This is a genomic window from Thiomonas sp., from assembly GCF_054608695.1.
The window spans coordinates 1-16,164 of sequence record NZ_JBTRXV010000087.1 but is presented as its reverse complement, the minus strand read 5'-3'; the positions used below and the strand labels follow the sequence as shown (position 1 = coordinate 16,164).

General features: G+C 63.4%; 16 protein-coding genes. All 16 read left to right on the top strand.

Annotation, left to right across the window (positions count from 1 at the left end; translation table 11 throughout):
• Window positions 1–25: 25 nt before the first annotated feature.
• Window positions 26–502 carry a NuoB/complex I 20 kDa subunit family protein gene (locus tag ACYCUK_RS19710; protein WP_031404004.1) on the top strand — a complete coding sequence of 159 codons (477 nt, stop codon included), beginning with the start codon at window positions 26–28 and terminating at the stop codon, window positions 500–502.
• A gap of 47 nt (window positions 503–549) precedes the next feature.
• Window positions 550–1,182, top strand: coding sequence for an NADH-quinone oxidoreductase subunit C (locus ACYCUK_RS19705; RefSeq protein ID WP_461596355.1), 633 nt, complete (start codon window positions 550–552; stop codon window positions 1,180–1,182).
• A 16-nt stretch (window positions 1,183–1,198) separates the two neighbouring features.
• Window positions 1,199–2,452: an NADH-quinone oxidoreductase subunit D gene (locus tag ACYCUK_RS19700; protein ID WP_461596354.1), complete on the top strand. Its 1,254-nt coding sequence runs from the start codon at window positions 1,199–1,201 to the stop codon at window positions 2,450–2,452.
• Between the two features lie 4 nt (window positions 2,453–2,456).
• Window positions 2,457–2,957, top strand: coding sequence for an NADH-quinone oxidoreductase subunit NuoE (gene nuoE, locus ACYCUK_RS19695; RefSeq protein WP_461596353.1), 501 nt, complete (start codon window positions 2,457–2,459; stop codon window positions 2,955–2,957).
• Window positions 2,954–4,288 (top strand): NADH-quinone oxidoreductase subunit NuoF, encoded by a 1,335-nt coding sequence (gene nuoF / locus ACYCUK_RS19690; protein ID WP_461596352.1) that lies wholly within the window; start codon window positions 2,954–2,956, stop codon window positions 4,286–4,288. Before nuoE ends, nuoF begins: the two co-directional genes overlap by 4 nt.
• Before the next feature lie 46 nt (window positions 4,289–4,334).
• The gene (gene nuoG / locus ACYCUK_RS19685) at window positions 4,335–6,713 is read left to right on the top strand and encodes an NADH-quinone oxidoreductase subunit NuoG (protein WP_461596351.1); all 2,379 of its coding nucleotides are present in this window, start codon (window positions 4,335–4,337) and stop codon (window positions 6,711–6,713) included.
• Between the two features lie 3 nt (window positions 6,714–6,716).
• Entirely contained in the window at window positions 6,717–7,778 is a 1,062-nt protein-coding gene (gene nuoH, locus ACYCUK_RS19680) for an NADH-quinone oxidoreductase subunit NuoH (protein WP_461596350.1), read from the top strand.
• A gap of 14 nt (window positions 7,779–7,792) precedes the next feature.
• Window positions 7,793–8,281, top strand: coding sequence for an NADH-quinone oxidoreductase subunit NuoI (nuoI, locus tag ACYCUK_RS19675; RefSeq protein ID WP_112486125.1), 489 nt, complete (start codon window positions 7,793–7,795; stop codon window positions 8,279–8,281).
• Between the two features lie 148 nt (window positions 8,282–8,429).
• The gene (locus ACYCUK_RS19670) at window positions 8,430–9,065 is read left to right on the top strand and encodes an NADH-quinone oxidoreductase subunit J (protein ID WP_461596349.1); all 636 of its coding nucleotides are present in this window, start codon (window positions 8,430–8,432) and stop codon (window positions 9,063–9,065) included.
• Between the two features lie 3 nt (window positions 9,066–9,068).
• Window positions 9,069–9,383, top strand: coding sequence for an NADH-quinone oxidoreductase subunit NuoK (gene nuoK / locus ACYCUK_RS19665; protein ID WP_112486126.1), 315 nt, complete (start codon window positions 9,069–9,071; stop codon window positions 9,381–9,383).
• Between the two features lie 4 nt (window positions 9,384–9,387).
• The gene (gene nuoL / locus ACYCUK_RS19660) at window positions 9,388–11,415 is read left to right on the top strand and encodes an NADH-quinone oxidoreductase subunit L (protein WP_461596348.1); all 2,028 of its coding nucleotides are present in this window, start codon (window positions 9,388–9,390) and stop codon (window positions 11,413–11,415) included.
• Between the two features lie 34 nt (window positions 11,416–11,449).
• Window positions 11,450–12,934, top strand: coding sequence for an NADH-quinone oxidoreductase subunit M (locus ACYCUK_RS19655; RefSeq protein ID WP_461596347.1), 1,485 nt, complete (start codon window positions 11,450–11,452; stop codon window positions 12,932–12,934).
• A 12-nt stretch (window positions 12,935–12,946) separates the two neighbouring features.
• Window positions 12,947–14,407: an NADH-quinone oxidoreductase subunit NuoN gene (gene nuoN, locus ACYCUK_RS19650; RefSeq protein ID WP_112486129.1), complete on the top strand. Its 1,461-nt coding sequence runs from the start codon at window positions 12,947–12,949 to the stop codon at window positions 14,405–14,407.
• Window positions 14,408–14,437: 30 nt separating this feature from the next.
• Complete coding sequence (locus tag ACYCUK_RS19645) at window positions 14,438–14,740, top strand: DUF2818 family protein (protein ID WP_112486130.1); 303 nt, start codon at window positions 14,438–14,440, stop codon at window positions 14,738–14,740.
• Window positions 14,741–14,764: 24 nt separating this feature from the next.
• Entirely contained in the window at window positions 14,765–15,358 is a 594-nt protein-coding gene (locus ACYCUK_RS19640) for an NUDIX domain-containing protein (protein WP_461596346.1), read from the top strand.
• 137 nt (window positions 15,359–15,495) lie between these two features.
• Window positions 15,496–16,164: ComEC/Rec2 family competence protein (locus ACYCUK_RS19635; RefSeq protein WP_461596345.1), on the top strand; the 669-nt coding region annotated here is incomplete at its 3' end.

Genomic DNA, 16,164 nt, shown 5'->3' with positions numbered 1-16,164 from the left:
TCGGTTTGCACCTTGAGGAACAAGCATGAGCATCGAAGGCGTTCTGAACGAAGGCTTCATCACCACATCGGCCGACAAGCTGATCAACTGGACCCGCACCGGTTCACTCTGGCCCATGACTTTCGGCCTGGCCTGCTGCGCGGTCGAAATGATGCATGCTGGCGCTGCGCGCTATGACCTCGACCGCTTCGGCATCGTCTTCCGGCCCAGTCCGCGCCAGTCCGACTTGATGATCGTCGCCGGAACGCTGTGCAACAAAATGGCGCCGGCGCTGCGCAAGGTTTACGACCAGATGGCCGAGCCGCGCTGGGTGCTGTCCATGGGCTCCTGTGCCAACGGCGGTGGTTATTACCACTACTCCTATTCCGTGGTGCGCGGCTGCGACCGCATCGTGCCGGTGGATGTGTACGTCCCGGGCTGCCCGCCCACGGCCGAGGCGCTGCTCTACGGCCTCATCCAGCTGCAGAACAAGATTCGTCGCACCAACACCATCGCGCGTTGAGCCCATCCTGCCAAGCACTGAATCCAGCGTCATTCCCGCACACCCCGATGCCCAGCAAACTCGAACAACTCCAGCACGATCTGCAGCAACAATTGGGCGAGCGCATCGCATCCATGGCCTGGGCCGTGGACGCAATCACCATCGACGTTCCGCCGGCTTCCTACCTCGATGCCTGCTCCATCCTGCGCGACCAAGCGTCGCTGCGCTTCGAGCAGCTCATCGACCTCTGTGTCGTGGACTATCACGGCTACGCCAACGGACCCTGGCAGGGCAGGCGCTACGCCGTCGTGCTGCATCTGCTTTCGGTCAGCCTCAACCAGCGTGTCAGGGTTCGCATGTGGGCCGAAGACGATGACATGCCGGTGGTGCCTTCGGTCGATCCCATCTGGAACAGCGCCAACTGGTACGAGCGCGAAGCCTTCGACCTCTACGGTGTGGTGTTCGAGGGCCACAACGATCTGCGGCGCTTGCTGACCGACTACGGTTTCATCGGCCACCCCTTTCGCAAGGACTTCCCCATCAGCGGCACGGTCGAGATGCGCTACGACCCCGAGCGCCGGCGTGTCATCTATCAGCCCGTGACGATCGAACCGCGTGAGATCGTGCCGCGCATCGTGCGCGAAGCCGGCTATGGCGGGCTCAAGCCCGCCGGCGCCAAGCCCGCCAGCCCCACGGCCTGAACCACCCAGCACAACCATGGCCGAGATCAAGAACTACACCCTCAACTTCGGGCCGCAGCACCCGGCAGCGCACGGCGTGCTGCGCCTGGTGCTGGAACTCGACGGCGAAGTCATCCAGCGTGCCGATCCGCACATCGGCCTGCTGCACCGCGCCACCGAAAAGCTGGCCGAGACCCGCACCTACATGCAGGCGCTGCCGTACATGGACCGGCTGGACTATGTCTCCATGATGTGCAACGAGCACGCCTACGTGCTGGCCATCGAGAAGCTGCTGGGTGTCGATGTGCCCTTGCGCGCGCAATACATCCGCGTCATGTTCGCCGAGATCACGCGCCTGTTGAACCACCTGCTGTGGCTGGGCGCGCATGGCCTGGACTGCGGCGCCATGACCATCTTCCTCTACGCCTTCCGCGAGCGCGAAGACCTGTTCGACATGTACGAGGCCGCCTCGGGTGCGCGCATGCATGCTGCCTACTTCCGTCCGGGCGGCGTGTATCGCGACCTGCCCGACGCCATGCCACAGTACCGCGAGTCCAGCGTGCATGGTCCGCGCGATACCAAGGCGCTCAACGGCAACCGCCAGGGTTCGCTGCTGGACTTCATCGACGACTTCACCCAGCGTTTTCCGAAGTATGTCGACGAGTACGAAACCCTGCTGACCGACAACCGCATCTGGAAACAGCGCACCGTGGGCATCGGTGTGGTGCCGCCCGAACGCGCCTTGCAACTCGGCTTCACCGGCCCCATGCTGCGCGGCTCGGGCATCGTCTGGGACTTGCGCAAGAACCAGCCCTACGACGTCTACGACCGCATGGAGTTCGACGTGCCGGTCGGCAAGGAAGGCGACTGCTACGATCGCTATCTGGTGCGCATGGAGGAAATGCGTCAGTCCAACCGCATCGTCCAGCAATGCGTGGCATGGTTGCGCGCCAACCCCGGCCCGGTCATCACCAGCAACCACAAGGTCGCGCCGCCATCGCGGGTCGAGATGAAGACCAGCATGGAAGAGCTGATCCACCACTTCAAGCTGTTCTCCGAAGGCTTCCACGTGCCCGAGGGGCAGTCGTACGCGGCGGTGGAGCATCCCAAGGGCGAGTTCGGCATCTACATCGTGTCCGACGGCGCCAACAAGCCTTTCCGCCTGAAAATCCGCGCCCCGGGTTTCCCGCATCTGGCGGCGATGGACGAAATGTCGCGCGGCCACATGATTGCGGATGCCGTGGCCATCATCGGCACGATGGACATTGTGTTCGGCGAAATCGATCGGTAATCCCATGCTGTCAGAAACCACCCGCCAGCGCATTGACCGCGAACTGGCCAAGTATCCCGCCGATCAGCGGCAGTCTGCGGTGATTGCCGCACTGACCATCGTGCAACTGGAGCGCGGCTGGATCTCGTCCGAGTCCGAGCGCGAAGTGGCCGACTACATCGGCATGCCGCCCATCGCCGTGCACGAGGTCGTGACCTTCTACAACATGTTCAACACCCGGCCGGTCGGGCGTTTCAAGCTCAACGTTTGCACCAATCTGCCCTGCCAACTTGGCGGCGGTACGCAGGCGGTGCAATACCTCAGCCAGAAGCTGGGCATCGCCCTGGGCGAGACCACGGCCGACGGCATGTTCACGCTGCAGGAAAGCGAATGCCTGGGCGCCTGTGGTGACGCACCCGTGGCGCTGGTGAACGACCGTCGCATGTGCAGCTTTCTTGGCAACGCGCAGATCGACCTGATGCTCGACGACCTGCGTCGCCAAGCGGCCAAGGGAGATGCAGCATGAATGCCTATGCATCCACGGGCCGGGAGAGCTGTTTCCACGGCCGGCATCTCGCCCCGCAAATCCTGCAGGGGCTGGACGGCAGGAACTGGCACCTGAACGATTACGTGGCTCGCGACGGCTACCAGGCCTTGCGCAAAATTCTTGGAGTCGATGGCGGCGCGGGCATGACCCCGGAGCAAGTCATTGCCGACGTCAAGCTCTCGGCCTTGCGGGGGCGTGGCGGCGCCGGCTTCCCCACCGGGCTGAAGTGGAGTTTCATGCCGCGTCAGTTCCCGGGCCAGAAGTATCTGGTGTGCAACTCGGACGAAGGCGAGCCAGGTACGTTCAAGGATCGCGACATCCTGCGCTTCAACCCGCATATCGTGATCGAGGGCATGATCATCGCCGCCTACGCCATGGGCATCAGCGTGGGCTACAACTACATCCACGGCGAAATCTTCGAGGACTACGACCGCTTCGAAGAGGCGCTGGAGGAAGCGCGCGCCGCCGGCTATCTCGGCGACAACATCCTCGGCAGCGCCTACAGCTTTCAGCTGCATGCCTCGCATGGTTTCGGCGCCTACATCTGCGGCGAAGAAACCGCGCTGCTCGAATCGCTGGAAGGCAAGAAGGGCCAGCCGCGTTTCAAGCCACCGTTCCCCGCCAGTTTCGGCCTGTACGGCAAGCCCACCACCATCAACAACACCGAGACCTTTGCCGCGGTGCCCTGGATCATCCGCAACGGCGGCCAGGCCTATCTGGAGTGCGGCAAGCCCAACAACGGCGGCACCAAGATCTATTCGGTCTCGGGCGACGTGGCGCTGCCGGGCAACTACGAGGTGCCCATGGGCACACCGTTCTCCAAGCTGCTGGCGCTGGCTGGCGGCATGCGCGAGGGCAGGGCGCTCAAGGCCGTGATTCCCGGCGGCTCATCGGCGCCGGTGCTGCCGGCGAACATCGTCATGGACTGCACGATGGACTATGACTCCATCGCCAAGGCCGGCTCCATGCTGGGGTCGGGAGCGGTCATCGTGCTCAACGACACCCGCTGCATGGTCAAGTCCTTGATGCGCTTGTCCTACTTCTACCAGCACGAGTCCTGCGGCCAGTGCACACCCTGCCGCGAAGGCACCGGCTGGCTGTACCGCATGGTCCACCGCATCGAGCACGGACAGGGCCGGCCGGAAGATCTGGACGCGCTCAACTCGGTGTCCGACAACATCGCCGGGCGCACCATTTGCGCGCTGGGTGATGCGGCGGCCATGCCGGTCAAGTCCTTCACCAAGTATTTCCGCGCCGAATTCGAGCATCACATCGAACACAAAACCTGCATCGTGCCTGCGTATGTCTGAACATCGCGCAGCTCCTTGCATCGCCTGCACACGAGGTTGACACGACATGGTTGAACTGGAAATCGACGGACGCAAGGTCGAGGTGCCCGAAGGCTCCATGGTGATGGACGCCACGCACAAACTCGACATCTACGTTCCGCACTTCTGCTACCACCCCAAGCTGTCCATCGCGGCCAATTGCCGCATGTGCCTGGTCGAGGTGGAAAAGGCTCCCAAGCCGCTGCCGGCCTGTGCCACGCCCGTGGCCCAAGGCATGATCGTGCGGACCCACTCGGAGAAGGCCATCCAGGCGCAGAAGGGCGTCATGGAACTGCTGCTCATCAACCATCCGCTCGATTGCCCGATTTGCGACCAGGGTGGCGAATGCCAGTTGCAAGACCTGGCCGTGGGCTACGGCGCCTCGTCCTCGCGCTACAACGAAGAAAAGCGCGTGGTGTTCCACAAGAACGCCGGCCCTCTCGTGGCCATGGAGGAGATGACCCGCTGCATTCACTGCACACGCTGTGTGCGCTTCGGCCAGGAGGTGGCCGGCATCATGGAACTCGGCATGGCCAACCGTGGCGAGCATTCCGAAATCACCACCTTTCTCGAAGGCTCGATCGACTCCGAGCTCTCGGGCAACATGATCGACATCTGCCCGGTGGGGGCGCTCACCAGCAAACCCTTCCGTTTCGCCGCTCGCACCTGGGAACTCACGCGTCGCGCCTCCGTCAGTCCGCACGACAGCCTGGGCAGCAATCTGGTGATGCAGGTGAAGAACAACCGCGTCATGCGCGTGGTGCCGCAAGAGAACGAAGCCATCAACGAGTGCTGGATTTCCGACCGCGATCGCTTCAGCTACGAAGGGCTCAACAGTCCCGAGCGCCTGACTCAGCCCATGATCCGCAACGGCGAACAATGGCGCGAGACGGACTGGCCCACGGCGCTCGGCTATGTGGCGCAGGGCCTCAAGCGCGTGATCGAAGTCGATGGTCCGCAGGCTCTGGGTGGGCTGGCCACGCCCGAAAGCACGCTGGAAGAGCTGTTTCTGCTGAGCAAGCTGGTGCGCGCGCTCGGCAGCGAGAACATCGACTTCCGCCTGCGCCAATCGGATTTCTCCGGTGATACAGCTCACGCGCATGGTTCCGCCATTCCCTGGCTGGGTCTGCCGATTGCCGATGTCCGGCATCTGCAATCGGCCCTGATCGTCGGCTCCTTCCTGCGCAAAGACCATCCCTTGCTCGCCGCCAAGCTGCGCCGCGCCACCCGCTCGGGCGCCAAGCTCAGTCTGCTGCACGCGGCTGACGACGACACCCTCATGCCGCTGCATGCGCGCATGGTTCTGCCGCCCAGCCAGTGGCTGCGCGGCCTGGCTGAAGTGGCTGCGGCCGTGGCTGCGGAACAAGGCATCGAACCCCCAGCCGCGCTCGCGGGACTGCAAGCCGGAGAAACCGCCAAGCGCGTGGCCCTCAGCTTGCTTGCCGGTCAGCGCAAGGCCGTGCTGCTGGGCAATGCCGCCGCGCAGCATCCACAGGCGGCGCAACTCGAAGCCCTGGGGCGCTGGATTGCCGCGCGCACCGGCGCGAGCTTCGGCTACACCGTCGAGGCCGGCAACACGGTTGGCGCACATCTGGTCGGAGCGAAGCCCCGGCAGGGCGGCTTGAACGCCGCGCAAATGCTGCGCACGCCGCCCGCGGCCATGCTCTTGTTGAATGTCGAACCCGAACTCGATATGCAGGACGCGGCGCAGGCCATCGCGGCCATGCGCCAGTCCGCCTTTGTGGTGGCTATGAGCGCCTACCGTCATGGCGCGGCCGACTACGCCCAGGTGCTGTTGCCCATTGCTCCGTTCAGCGAAACGGCGGGTAGCCTGGTGAACTGCGAGGGCGTTTTGCAAACCTTCAATCCGGTGGTGGGTAGCGCCGGGCAGTCGCGCCCCGCCTGGAAAGTCTTGCGCGTGCTGGCCGATCAACTCGGCTTGGCGGGATTCGAGTACGACACCGTCGAGGCCGTGCGCGAGGCGGCGTTGCATGGCATCGACATCTTGTCCACGCTGGAACACCAGCCCGACATGCCGCTGCCCGCCAAGCTCGACATCGCGTCGCCAGCCGCACCGGGCCAGGCCGCCCAATCGACCGATGCTTTCGAGCGCCTGGCCGAAGTGCCCATCTACAGCAGCGACGCCATCGTGCGCCGTTCGACCTCGCTGCAACAAACGCGCGATGCGCGCCTGGCCGGGCAAATCGCACTGCCGCCCGATGCCTGGGAGCGTCTGGGGCTGCAAGCCGGCGATCGCGTGACCGTCAAACAGGGTGCGAACAGCGCCGAGTTGCCGGCGCGGCGCGATGCCGGTCTCGCCCCTGGCGTGGCGCGCATCCCCACGGCCCATCGCGCGACCGCGGGCCTCGGCCCCATGTTCGGTGCGGTTTCCGTGCACAAGGTCTGACCCATGCTCGACGCCTTCAATTCCGGTGGTTTGAACCTGCTCGGTCCAGTCGCCTGGCCGGTCGTCTGGAACATCATCAAGATCGTCGCCATCGTCTTGCCGCTGTTCATTGCCGTCGCCTACCTCACGCTGTGGGAGCGCAAGCTCATCGGCTGGATTCAGGTGCGCATCGGCCCCAACCGCGTCGGTCCCTTCGGCCTGCTGCAACCCATTGCCGACGGCCTGAAGTTCCTCTTCAAGGAAATCATCGTCCCGACACAGGCCAGCCAGTTCCTGTTCATCCTCGGGCCCATCATGACCATCATGCCGGCGCTCGCCGCCTGGTCGGTCATGCCCTTCGGGCCCGATGTGGCGCTGGCCAATGTGAACGCCGGCCTGCTGCTGCTGCTGGCCATCACCTCGCTGGAGGTCTACGGCATCATCATCGCGGGCTGGGCGTCCAACTCGAAGTACGCTTTCCTGGGGGCGATGCGCGCCTCGGCGCAGATGGTGAGCTACGAAATCGCCATGGGCTTTTGCCTGGTGGTGGTGCTCATGGTTTCCGGCAGCCTGAATCTGACCGAAATCGTCATGGGCCAGATGAAAGGCCAGTTCGCCAGCATGGGGCTCAACTTCCTGTCATGGAACTGGCTGCCGCTGCTGCCCATCTTCGTGGTGTATCTCATCTCCGGCATCGCCGAGACCAACCGCCATCCCTTCGACGTCGTGGAGGGCGAATCGGAAATCGTCGCCGGCCACATGGTGGAATATTCCGGCATGTCGTTCGCGCTGTTCTTCCTGGCCGAATATGCCAACATGATTCTGGTGTCCTTCCTCGCCGTGATCATGTTCCTGGGCGGCTGGGATGCGCCGGTGTCGTTCCTCGGCTTCATTCCGGGCTGGATCTGGCTCGGCATCAAGGCCTTCCTGGTGGTCTCCATCTTCCTCTGGGTGCGCGCCACATTTCCGCGCTACCGCTATGACCAGATCATGCGTCTGGGTTGGAAAATCTTCATCCCCGTCACCCTCGTCTGGCTGGTGCTGATCGGCGCCTGGATGCAGACCCCCTGGTCGATCTGGAACTGAACCGGAATACAAACATGGCTGCAGTTCGCGACACCTTCAACAGTTTTTTCCTGGTCGAACTCTTCAAGGGCCTGGCCCTGACCGGCAAGCACGCGTTCCGCCGCAAGATCACGGTGCAGTACCCGGAAGAAAAGACGCCCATGTCGCCGCGTTTTCGTGGGCTGCACGCGCTGCGTCGTTACCCCAACGGCGAGGAGCGCTGCATTGCCTGCAAGCTGTGCGAGGCGGTGTGCCCGGCGCTGGCGATCACCATCGAGAGCGAGCAACGCGAGGACGGCACCCGCCGCACCACGCGCTACGACATCGACCTGACCAAATGCATTTTCTGCGGCTTCTGCGAAGAAAGCTGCCCGGTCGATTCCATTGTCGAAACCCATATCTTCGAGTACCACGGCGAGCAACGCGGTGATCTTTATTTCACCAAGGACATGCTGCTGGCCGTGGGCGACCGCTACGAACACGAAATCGCGCCCAACAAGGAGGCCGACGCCAAATACCGCTGAAGGCCCCGCCGGCTGTGAACACCTTGCGTGTTCCCTGACCGGTTTTTCGTTGCTCCACCAAGCGCCGCTCCAGGATCTGGAGCCAGCCCTGCAGCCCCGAGCCGGCAGGACGGTGGCACAACTTGCCGATGCCGCTGACGTCCACACCATGACCACCCAAACCGCGCTGTTCTATATCTTTTCCGCCGTGCTGCTGTTCGCCGCGTTCCGCGTCATCACCGCGCGCAACCCGGTGCACTCGGCGCTGTACCTCGTGCTGGCGTTTTTCCAGGCGGCCACCATCTGGATGCTGCTGCGGGCCGAGTTCCTGGCCATCGTGCTGGTGCTGGTGTATGTCGGTGCCGTCATGGTGCTGTTCCTCTTCGTGGTCATGATGCTCGACATCAATATCGACCGCATGCGGCAGGGCTTTTGGCGCTACTTCCCGGTTGCCGCCCTGGTGGGTGTGTTCATCGTGCTGGAAATGGCCGCGGTGCTGATGCAGGCCTTTCAGATCGGCGGGCAGACGGCTGCGGCGCAGGTCGGCGGCCAGCCATCCACGCCGGTGGCGCATGCGCTGGCGCAGTTGCCCAACACCAATGCCCTGGGCCTGGTGCTGTACACGCATTACCTTTATCCGCTGGAAATCGCCGCGGTCATTCTGCTGGTGGCCATCATCGCCGCCATTTCCCTGACCCTGCGCCGTCGCAAGGACACCAAGACGATGCAGGTGTCCGAGCAGCTCAAGGTGCGGCGCCAAGACCGCGTGCGCCTGGTGCAGATGAAAGCCGAGGGCAAGGAGTAAGCCATGTTGGGATCGCTCAGTCTCGCGCATTACCTGGTGCTCGGCGCCATCCTGTTTGCCATCTCGGTGGTGGGCATTTTTCTCAACCGGCGCAACCTCATCGTCATCCTGATGGCCATCGAGCTGATGCTGCTGGCGGTGAACCTCAACTTCATCGCCTTCTCGCATTACCTGCAGAGCATGGACGGTCAGGTCTTCGTGTTCTTCATCCTCACCGTGGCCGCGGCCGAGTCGGCCATCGGCCTGGCCATCCTGGTGGTGCTGTTCCGCAACCTGTCCACGATCAACGTGGACGAACTCGACCACCTCAAGGGCTAAAGGCATGGCTGAGACGATCAACCCCAACATCCTGCTGGTCATCGCGCTGGCGCCGCTGGTCAGCGCCATCATCGCCGGCCTGTTCGGCAAGGCCATCGGCCGCGTCGGCAGCCACAGTGTCACCACCGCCAGCGTGGCCCTCTCCTTCGCCTTGTCGGTCTGGGTGCTGATTCAGGTCGTGGGCGGGGCGCATTACAACGCCACGGTCTACACCTGGATGCAGGTCGGCGGCCTGAAGATGGACGTCGGCTTCCTGATCGACAGCCTCTCGGCGCTGATGATGGTGGTGGTCACCTTCGTCTCGATGTGCGTGCACATCTACACCATCGGCTACATGGCCGACGACCCCGGCTACCAGCGATTCTTCTCCTACATCAGCCTGTTCACCTTCAGCATGCTGATGCTGGTGATGAGCAACAACATGCTCCAGCTCTTCTTCGGCTGGGAGGCGGTCGGCCTGGTGTCGTATCTGCTGATCGGCTTCTGGTACACCAAGCCCACGGCCGTGTTCGCCAATATGAAGGCCTTCATCGTCAACCGCGTCGGCGACTTCGGCTTCATCCTTGGCATCGGCCTCGCCCTGGCCTACACCGGCAGCCTGAACTACACCGCCATCTTCGCCAAGGCCCCCGAACTGACCGCCTTGCATCTGCCCGGCACCGACTGGATGCTGATGACCGTGATCTGCATCAGCCTGTTCATCGGCGCCATGGGCAAGAGCGCGCAGTTTCCGCTGCATGTCTGGCTGCCCGACTCGATGGAGGGCCCGACGCCCATCTCCGCGCTGATCCACGCCGCCACCATGGTGACGGCGGGCATCTTCATGGTGGCGCGCATGTCGCCGCTGTTCGAACTGTCGAACACCGCGCTGTCCTTCATCATGATCATCGGCAGCATCACCGCCTTGTTCATGGGCTTTCTCGGTGTCATCCAGAACGACATCAAGCGTGTCATCGCCTATTCCACACTGTCGCAGCTCGGCTACATGACGGTGGCGCTGGGCGCCTCGGCCTATTCCGTCGCCATCTTCCACCTCATGACCCATGCCTTCTTCAAGGCGCTGCTCTTCCTTGCCGCGGGCTCGGTCATCATCGGCATGCACCATGACCAGGACATTCGCCATATGGGCGGCCTGCGCAAATACATGCCCATCACCTGGATCACCTTCCTGATCGGAACCTTGGCGTTGATTGGCACGCCGTTCTTCTCCGGCTTCTATTCCAAGGACAGCATCATCGACGCGGTAGGCGCCAGCAACCTTGCGGGCTCCGGTTTCGCCACGTTCGCTGTCACCGCCAGCGTCTTCGTCACCGCGCTGTACAGCTTCCGGCTCTACTTCCTGGTCTTCCACGGCAAGGAGCGTTTCCGCGATCTGCCGGCACACGACGACCATGCCGATGACGGCCACGACCATCACCATGGCCCGCTGGAGCCGCACGAGTCCCCCTGGGTGGTGACGTTGCCCCTCATCCTGCTGGCCATTCCATCGGCCGTGATCGGCTACTTCACGATCCAGCCGCTGCTGTTCGGCGGGTTTTTCAACGGCGCCATCAGCGTCAATGCAGCAGCGCACCCGGCCATGACCGATCTGACCGAGCATTTCCACGGCCCCCTGCAGATGGCCTTGCATGCCTTCACCGCCTTGCCGCTGTGGCTGGCTGCTGCCGGCGTCGCGGTGGCTTATTACGGCTATATGGTGAACCTGGCTTTCCCCGCGGCCGTGGAGCGCATGTTCAAGCCGGTCTACGTCCTGCTGGACCACAAGTACTACATGGACTGGATCAACGAGAACATCATTGCCGCGGGCACGCGCCTGCTTGGCAAGGGTTTGTGGAAGGGTGCGGACGCAGGCCTGATCGACGGCCTGCTGGTCAACGGCACGGCGCGCGTGGTCGGCGTCGCCGCTGGGCTGATCCGCCAATTGCAAACCGGCTATATCTATTACTACGCCCTGGCCATGATCGGCGGCGTGGTGGTGTTCATGTGGCTGTACGTTCCGGGCAAGCTGCTGTCCGGTTGGTTCATCCGATAAATCCAACAAGGCCTGCGGCTAACGTTCCAAACCTATGCAATCGCTCCCCTTGCTGAGCCTGTCCATCTGGACGCCCATCGCCTTCGGTATCCTCCTCCTGCTGCTCGGGCGCGACACCAACGCCCCGGCCATGCGCTGGCTGGCGCTGGTCGGCGCCCTGGTCAGCCTGCTCGTCACCATCCCGCTGATCACCGGTTTCGACACCACCTCTGCCAGCATGCAGTTCGTCGAGCGCGCGCCCTGGATCGAGCCGTTCAACATCCACTATCACCTCGGCATCGACGGCATCTCGCTGTGGTTCATCCCGCTCACCGCCTTCATCACCCTCATCACGGTGATCGCCGGCTGGCAGATCATCACCGAGCGCGTCGGCCTGTACATGGCGTCTTTCCTCATCCTCTCGGGGCTGATGGTCGGGGTGTTCTGCGCCCTCGACGGCATTCTGTTCTATGTGTTTTTTGAAGCAACGCTGATTCCGATGTACCTCATCATCGGCATCTGGGGCGGCCCGCGCCGGGTGTATGCGGCGTTCAAGTTTTTCCTCTACACGCTGCTCGGTTCGCTGCTCATGCTGGTGGCGCTCATCTACCTCTACTTCCAGTCCGGCGGCAGTTTCAACATCCTCGACTGGTACACGGTGCCGCTGTCGAGTACGGCACAAATCCTGCTCTTCGTCGCCTTCTTCTTCGCCTTCGCCGTGAAGATTCCCATGTGGCCGGTGCACACCTGGCTGCCCGATGCCCACGTCGAAGCGCCCACCGGCGGCTCCATCGTGCTGGCGGCCATCATGCTCAAGCTCGGCGCCTATGGTTTTGTGCGCTTCGTGCTGCCCATCGTGCCCGACGCCAGCCATGAACTCGCACCGGTCATCATCGCCCTGTCCATCATCGCCGTCATCTACATCGGCCTCGTCGCCATGGTGCAGACCGACATGAAGAAGCTGGTGGCCTACTCCTCCATCGCGCACATGGGTTTCGTCACCCTGGGTTTTTTCCTCTTCTCCGACCTCGGCGTGCAGGGCGGCCTGGTGCAGATGATTTCCCATGGTTTCGTCTCCGGCGCCATGTTCATGAGCATCGGCGTGCTGTACGACCGCATGCACACCCGCAATATCGTTGACTATGGCGGCGTCACCAGCAAGATGCCGCATTTCGCCGCCTTCGCCGTGCTGTTCGCCATGGCCAATGCCGGCTTGCCGGGCACCAGCGGCTTCGTCGGCGAGTGGATGGTCATTCTCGCCGCGGTGAAGAGCAATTTCTGGCTCGGCCTGCTGGCCGCGTCCACTCTGGTCCTGGCCGCCGGCTACACCCTGTGGATGGTCAAACGCGTGTTCTTCGGCCCGGTGGCCAACGACCATGTGGCCGCCTTGAAAGACATTGGCGCCCGCGAGTTCCTCATCCTCGGCCTGCTCGCCGCCGCCGTGCTGTGGTTCGGCCTGTATCCCAAATTCTTCACCGACCCGATGCAAGCCAGTGTCACCCAACTCCTGCAGCATGTGGCTGCCTCCAAACTGCAGTAAGGCGCTACACCCATGAACTGGATTGCGATCTATCCCGAGATCTTTCTGCTGGTCATGGCCTGCGTGATCATGCTGGCCGACCTGTTTTTCAAGGACGCGGATCACCGCCTGGCCTACGGCCTGACGCTGTTCACCTTGCTGGCTCTGGCGGTGACGAGCGGCGCCTACTACGCCTCCGGCCTCGACCTGTTCGCCATGCAGCGCATGGTCATCGTCGACCCCATGGCCATGCTGCTCAAGCTGTTCACCACCGTGGCCACCGGCATGAGCCTGATCTACGCCCGGCGCTACGCCCTCGACCGCGGCATGTGGGGCGGCGAACTGTTCAGCCTCTCGCTGTTCGCGCTGCTCGGCCAGTTCATCATGATCTCCGGCAACAACCTGCTGGTCATCTACCTCGGCCTCGAACTGCTGTCCTTGTCGCTGTATGCACTGGTGGCCTTGCGGCGCGACTCGGCCCTGGCCACCGAGGCGGCGATGAAGTATTTCGTGCTTGGCGCGCTGGCCTCCGGCTTCCTGCTCTACGGCATGAGCATGATCTATGGCGCCACCGGCTCGCTCGACCTGGCCGTGGTCTTCAAGACCATTGCGCTGGAGCCGCTCAGCCGAGCCGCGCTGGTCATGGGCGTCGTCTTCATCGTCTCCGGTCTGGCCTTCAAGCTCGGCGCCGCGCCGTTCCACATGTGGATACCCGATGTCTACCAGGGAGCCCCCACCGCGGTGGTCCTGCTGGTGGGGGGCGCACCCAAGCTTGCGGCTTTCGCCATGACCATCCGGCTGCTGGTGGAGGGTTTGTTCCCGCTGGCGATGGACTGGCAGCAAATGCTGGTGGTGTTGGCGGTGCTATCCATCGTCGTCGGGAACTTCGCCGCCATTGCGCAGACCAACCTCAAGCGCATGCTGGCCTACTCCACCATCGCGCAGATCGGTTTCATGCTGCTGGGCCTGCTCTCGGGCATGATCAACGGTAACGGCATCTCCGCCTCGGTCGCCTACAGCGCGGCCATGTTCTACCTCGTCATCTATGTCCTCACCACGCTCGGCACCTTCGGTGTCATCATGTTCATGGCTCACCAGGGCTTCGAAGCCGAAGACATCCGCGACTTCGCCGGCCTCGGCAAATCCAACCCCTGGCTTGCCGGCATCATGACCTTCCTCATGTTCTCACTCGCCGGTCTGCCGCCCTTCGCCGGGTTCTACGCCAAGTTCGAAGTGCTCTCCGTGCTGCTCGCCACCGGCCGTGTCTGGTTGGTGGTGCTGGCCGTGGTGCTTTCGGTGGTCGGTGCCTACTACTACCTGCGCATGGTCAAGACCATGTATTTCGACCAACCCACACGCGAGCACCGCGTTCAGGCGTCGCCCGTGGCCTGGGTCCTCATGTCCCTGAACGGCCTGGCCGTGCTGGGGCTCGGCATCCTGCCCGGTGGCCTGATGACCCTGTGTTATCAAGCCATCGCCAACACCCTGCATTGAGCCGGGCATCCTTTCGGAATTCTCATCATCATGCAATCCTCCGCCGTCTGGCTGGTCCTGGTGCTCGCCCTCATCGGCGCCAACCTGCCGTTTTTTTCCAATCGCTTTTTTCTCGTATTCCCGCTGAAGAAGCCGAAAGGCTGGTTCGTGCGCTTGGCTGAGGTCATCGTGATGTATTTCATCGTTGGCGGCGTCTCGCTGGCGCTGGAATCGCGGTTGGGCCAGATCTACCCGCAGAAATGGGAGTTCTACGCCGTCTCGGCCTCCATGTTCCTGGTGCTGGCCTTTCCCGGCTATGTGCTGCGCTACCTCTCGCGTCGCATCGAAGACTGAATCCGCGAGCCTCGCAAGCCCGCCATGAGCCAAGCCGAGCATCCCGACCTGCAGGAAACCCTGGTCGCGACCGAGCCGGTGTTCGATGGCCATTTTCTCCACGTCCGGCGCGACACCGTCAGACTTCCCGACGGTGCGCTCGCCACGCGCGAGTACATCAAGCACTCGGGCGCGGTGATGGTCATACCGCTGCTGGACAACGGCAGTGTGCTGATGGAGCGGCAATGGCGCGCGCCCATGCGCCGGGTGATGATCGAATTTCCCGCTGGCAAGCTCGATGCCGGCGAAAGCTGGCAAGCCTGCGCCCAGCGCGAGCTGCGCGAGGAAACAGGCTGCAGCGCCGCTGAGTGGGCCTACATCGGCATCATCAACAACGCCATTTCCTATTCCGACGAAGCCATCCACCTGGCTTTTGCGCGCGGCCTCACCCCCGGCCGCCAACAACTCGACGCGCATGAATTCCTCGACGTGTTCGAAGCTTCGCCCGCCGACGTGCTGGGCTGGGTCCGCGAAGGCAGCATCACCGACGTGAAAACCGTGATCGGCGCCTTCTGGCTGGACAAGCTCTTGTCCGGCGCCTGGGAACTGCCTTGGCAGCGTCTCGACGGTCAGATCTGAACCCGAGCCGAGTCGATCCGACTGTCGGGTAAGACGCGGCGCATGGCGCTGTGTCCATCCTTGCCGCCCCGACCTGGGCTCGCGCCCCTAGGTGAAACAAAATGCAACAATGAGCGGACGTTCGCGTTTCGCTCCCCATGCCCATCCTTGCCCTCGGTCTCCTGTTCGGCTGCTGGCTGCAAATGCAGCAGCCCCGGCTCTGGCCTGAAGACTTCTATGGCGCTTTGGCAGGCGCCGCCATCCTGGCGTTATCCGGCTTGCTGGCGGCGCGGCTTCGCAACAACGGGCAGCCGGCGCAGCCGGCTCACATCGACCCACTGGGCGCCGTTTCCGGATCGCGCCAGGGCAATGTCTGGCGCTGGTTTCAAACGGCCCTGATGTTCGCCTCGGCCGCAGCCCTGGGTTATGGCACCACAGGCTGGCGCGCCACCGGGGTACTGGCCGACCGCCTGGCGCAGCCCTTGTGGGGCCAGGTGGTCTTGGTCGAGGGCGTGGTGCAAAGCTTGCCGGTGCGCCGTGCCAATGGCACCCGCTTTGTCTTCAGACCGCTGCATGCGGCCGCCGGCATGCCCTCGCGCGTCATGGTCTCCTGGCATGCGCCACGCCAGCGGCCTGGTCCTGCCGACGCCCCGGTGCAAACCAGCCCGGGGAATGACCAAGGGGCGGCCCAGGCTCCCCAGGTCCATCCCGGCGAAGTCTGGCGCCTGCCGCTGCGCTTGAAGCCGGTGCATGGCGCGGCCAACCCGGCGGGCTTCGATGCCGAGCTTTGGTTGTTCGAGCAGGGCATAGGCGCCACGGCCACGGTC

Excerpts from the sequence above, each read along its gene's own strand:
- nuoF (WP_461596352.1), top strand. The coding sequence starts at position 2,954 with ATGAATGCCTATGCATCCACGGGCCGGGAGAGCTGTTTCCACGGCCGG.
- ACYCUK_RS19710 (WP_031404004.1), top strand. The coding sequence starts at position 26 with ATGAGCATCGAAGGCGTTCTGAACGAAGGCTTCATCACCACATCGGCC.
- nuoN (WP_112486129.1), top strand. The coding sequence starts at position 12,947 with ATGAACTGGATTGCGATCTATCCCGAGATCTTTCTGCTGGTCATGGCC.
- nuoL (WP_461596348.1), top strand. The coding sequence starts at position 9,388 with ATGGCTGAGACGATCAACCCCAACATCCTGCTGGTCATCGCGCTGGCG.
- ACYCUK_RS19640 (WP_461596346.1), top strand. The coding sequence starts at position 14,765 with ATGAGCCAAGCCGAGCATCCCGACCTGCAGGAAACCCTGGTCGCGACC.
- nuoK (WP_112486126.1), top strand. The coding sequence starts at position 9,069 with ATGTTGGGATCGCTCAGTCTCGCGCATTACCTGGTGCTCGGCGCCATC.
- ACYCUK_RS19705 (WP_461596355.1), top strand. The coding sequence starts at position 550 with ATGCCCAGCAAACTCGAACAACTCCAGCACGATCTGCAGCAACAATTG.
- nuoE (WP_461596353.1), top strand. The coding sequence starts at position 2,457 with ATGCTGTCAGAAACCACCCGCCAGCGCATTGACCGCGAACTGGCCAAG.
- nuoG (WP_461596351.1), top strand. The coding sequence starts at position 4,335 with ATGGTTGAACTGGAAATCGACGGACGCAAGGTCGAGGTGCCCGAAGGC.
- ACYCUK_RS19655 (WP_461596347.1), top strand. The coding sequence starts at position 11,450 with ATGCAATCGCTCCCCTTGCTGAGCCTGTCCATCTGGACGCCCATCGCC.
- ACYCUK_RS19645 (WP_112486130.1), top strand. The coding sequence starts at position 14,438 with ATGCAATCCTCCGCCGTCTGGCTGGTCCTGGTGCTCGCCCTCATCGGC.
- nuoH (WP_461596350.1), top strand. The coding sequence starts at position 6,717 with ATGCTCGACGCCTTCAATTCCGGTGGTTTGAACCTGCTCGGTCCAGTC.
- nuoI (WP_112486125.1), top strand. The coding sequence starts at position 7,793 with ATGGCTGCAGTTCGCGACACCTTCAACAGTTTTTTCCTGGTCGAACTC.
- ACYCUK_RS19700 (WP_461596354.1), top strand. The coding sequence starts at position 1,199 with ATGGCCGAGATCAAGAACTACACCCTCAACTTCGGGCCGCAGCACCCG.
- ACYCUK_RS19670 (WP_461596349.1), top strand. The coding sequence starts at position 8,430 with ATGACCACCCAAACCGCGCTGTTCTATATCTTTTCCGCCGTGCTGCTG.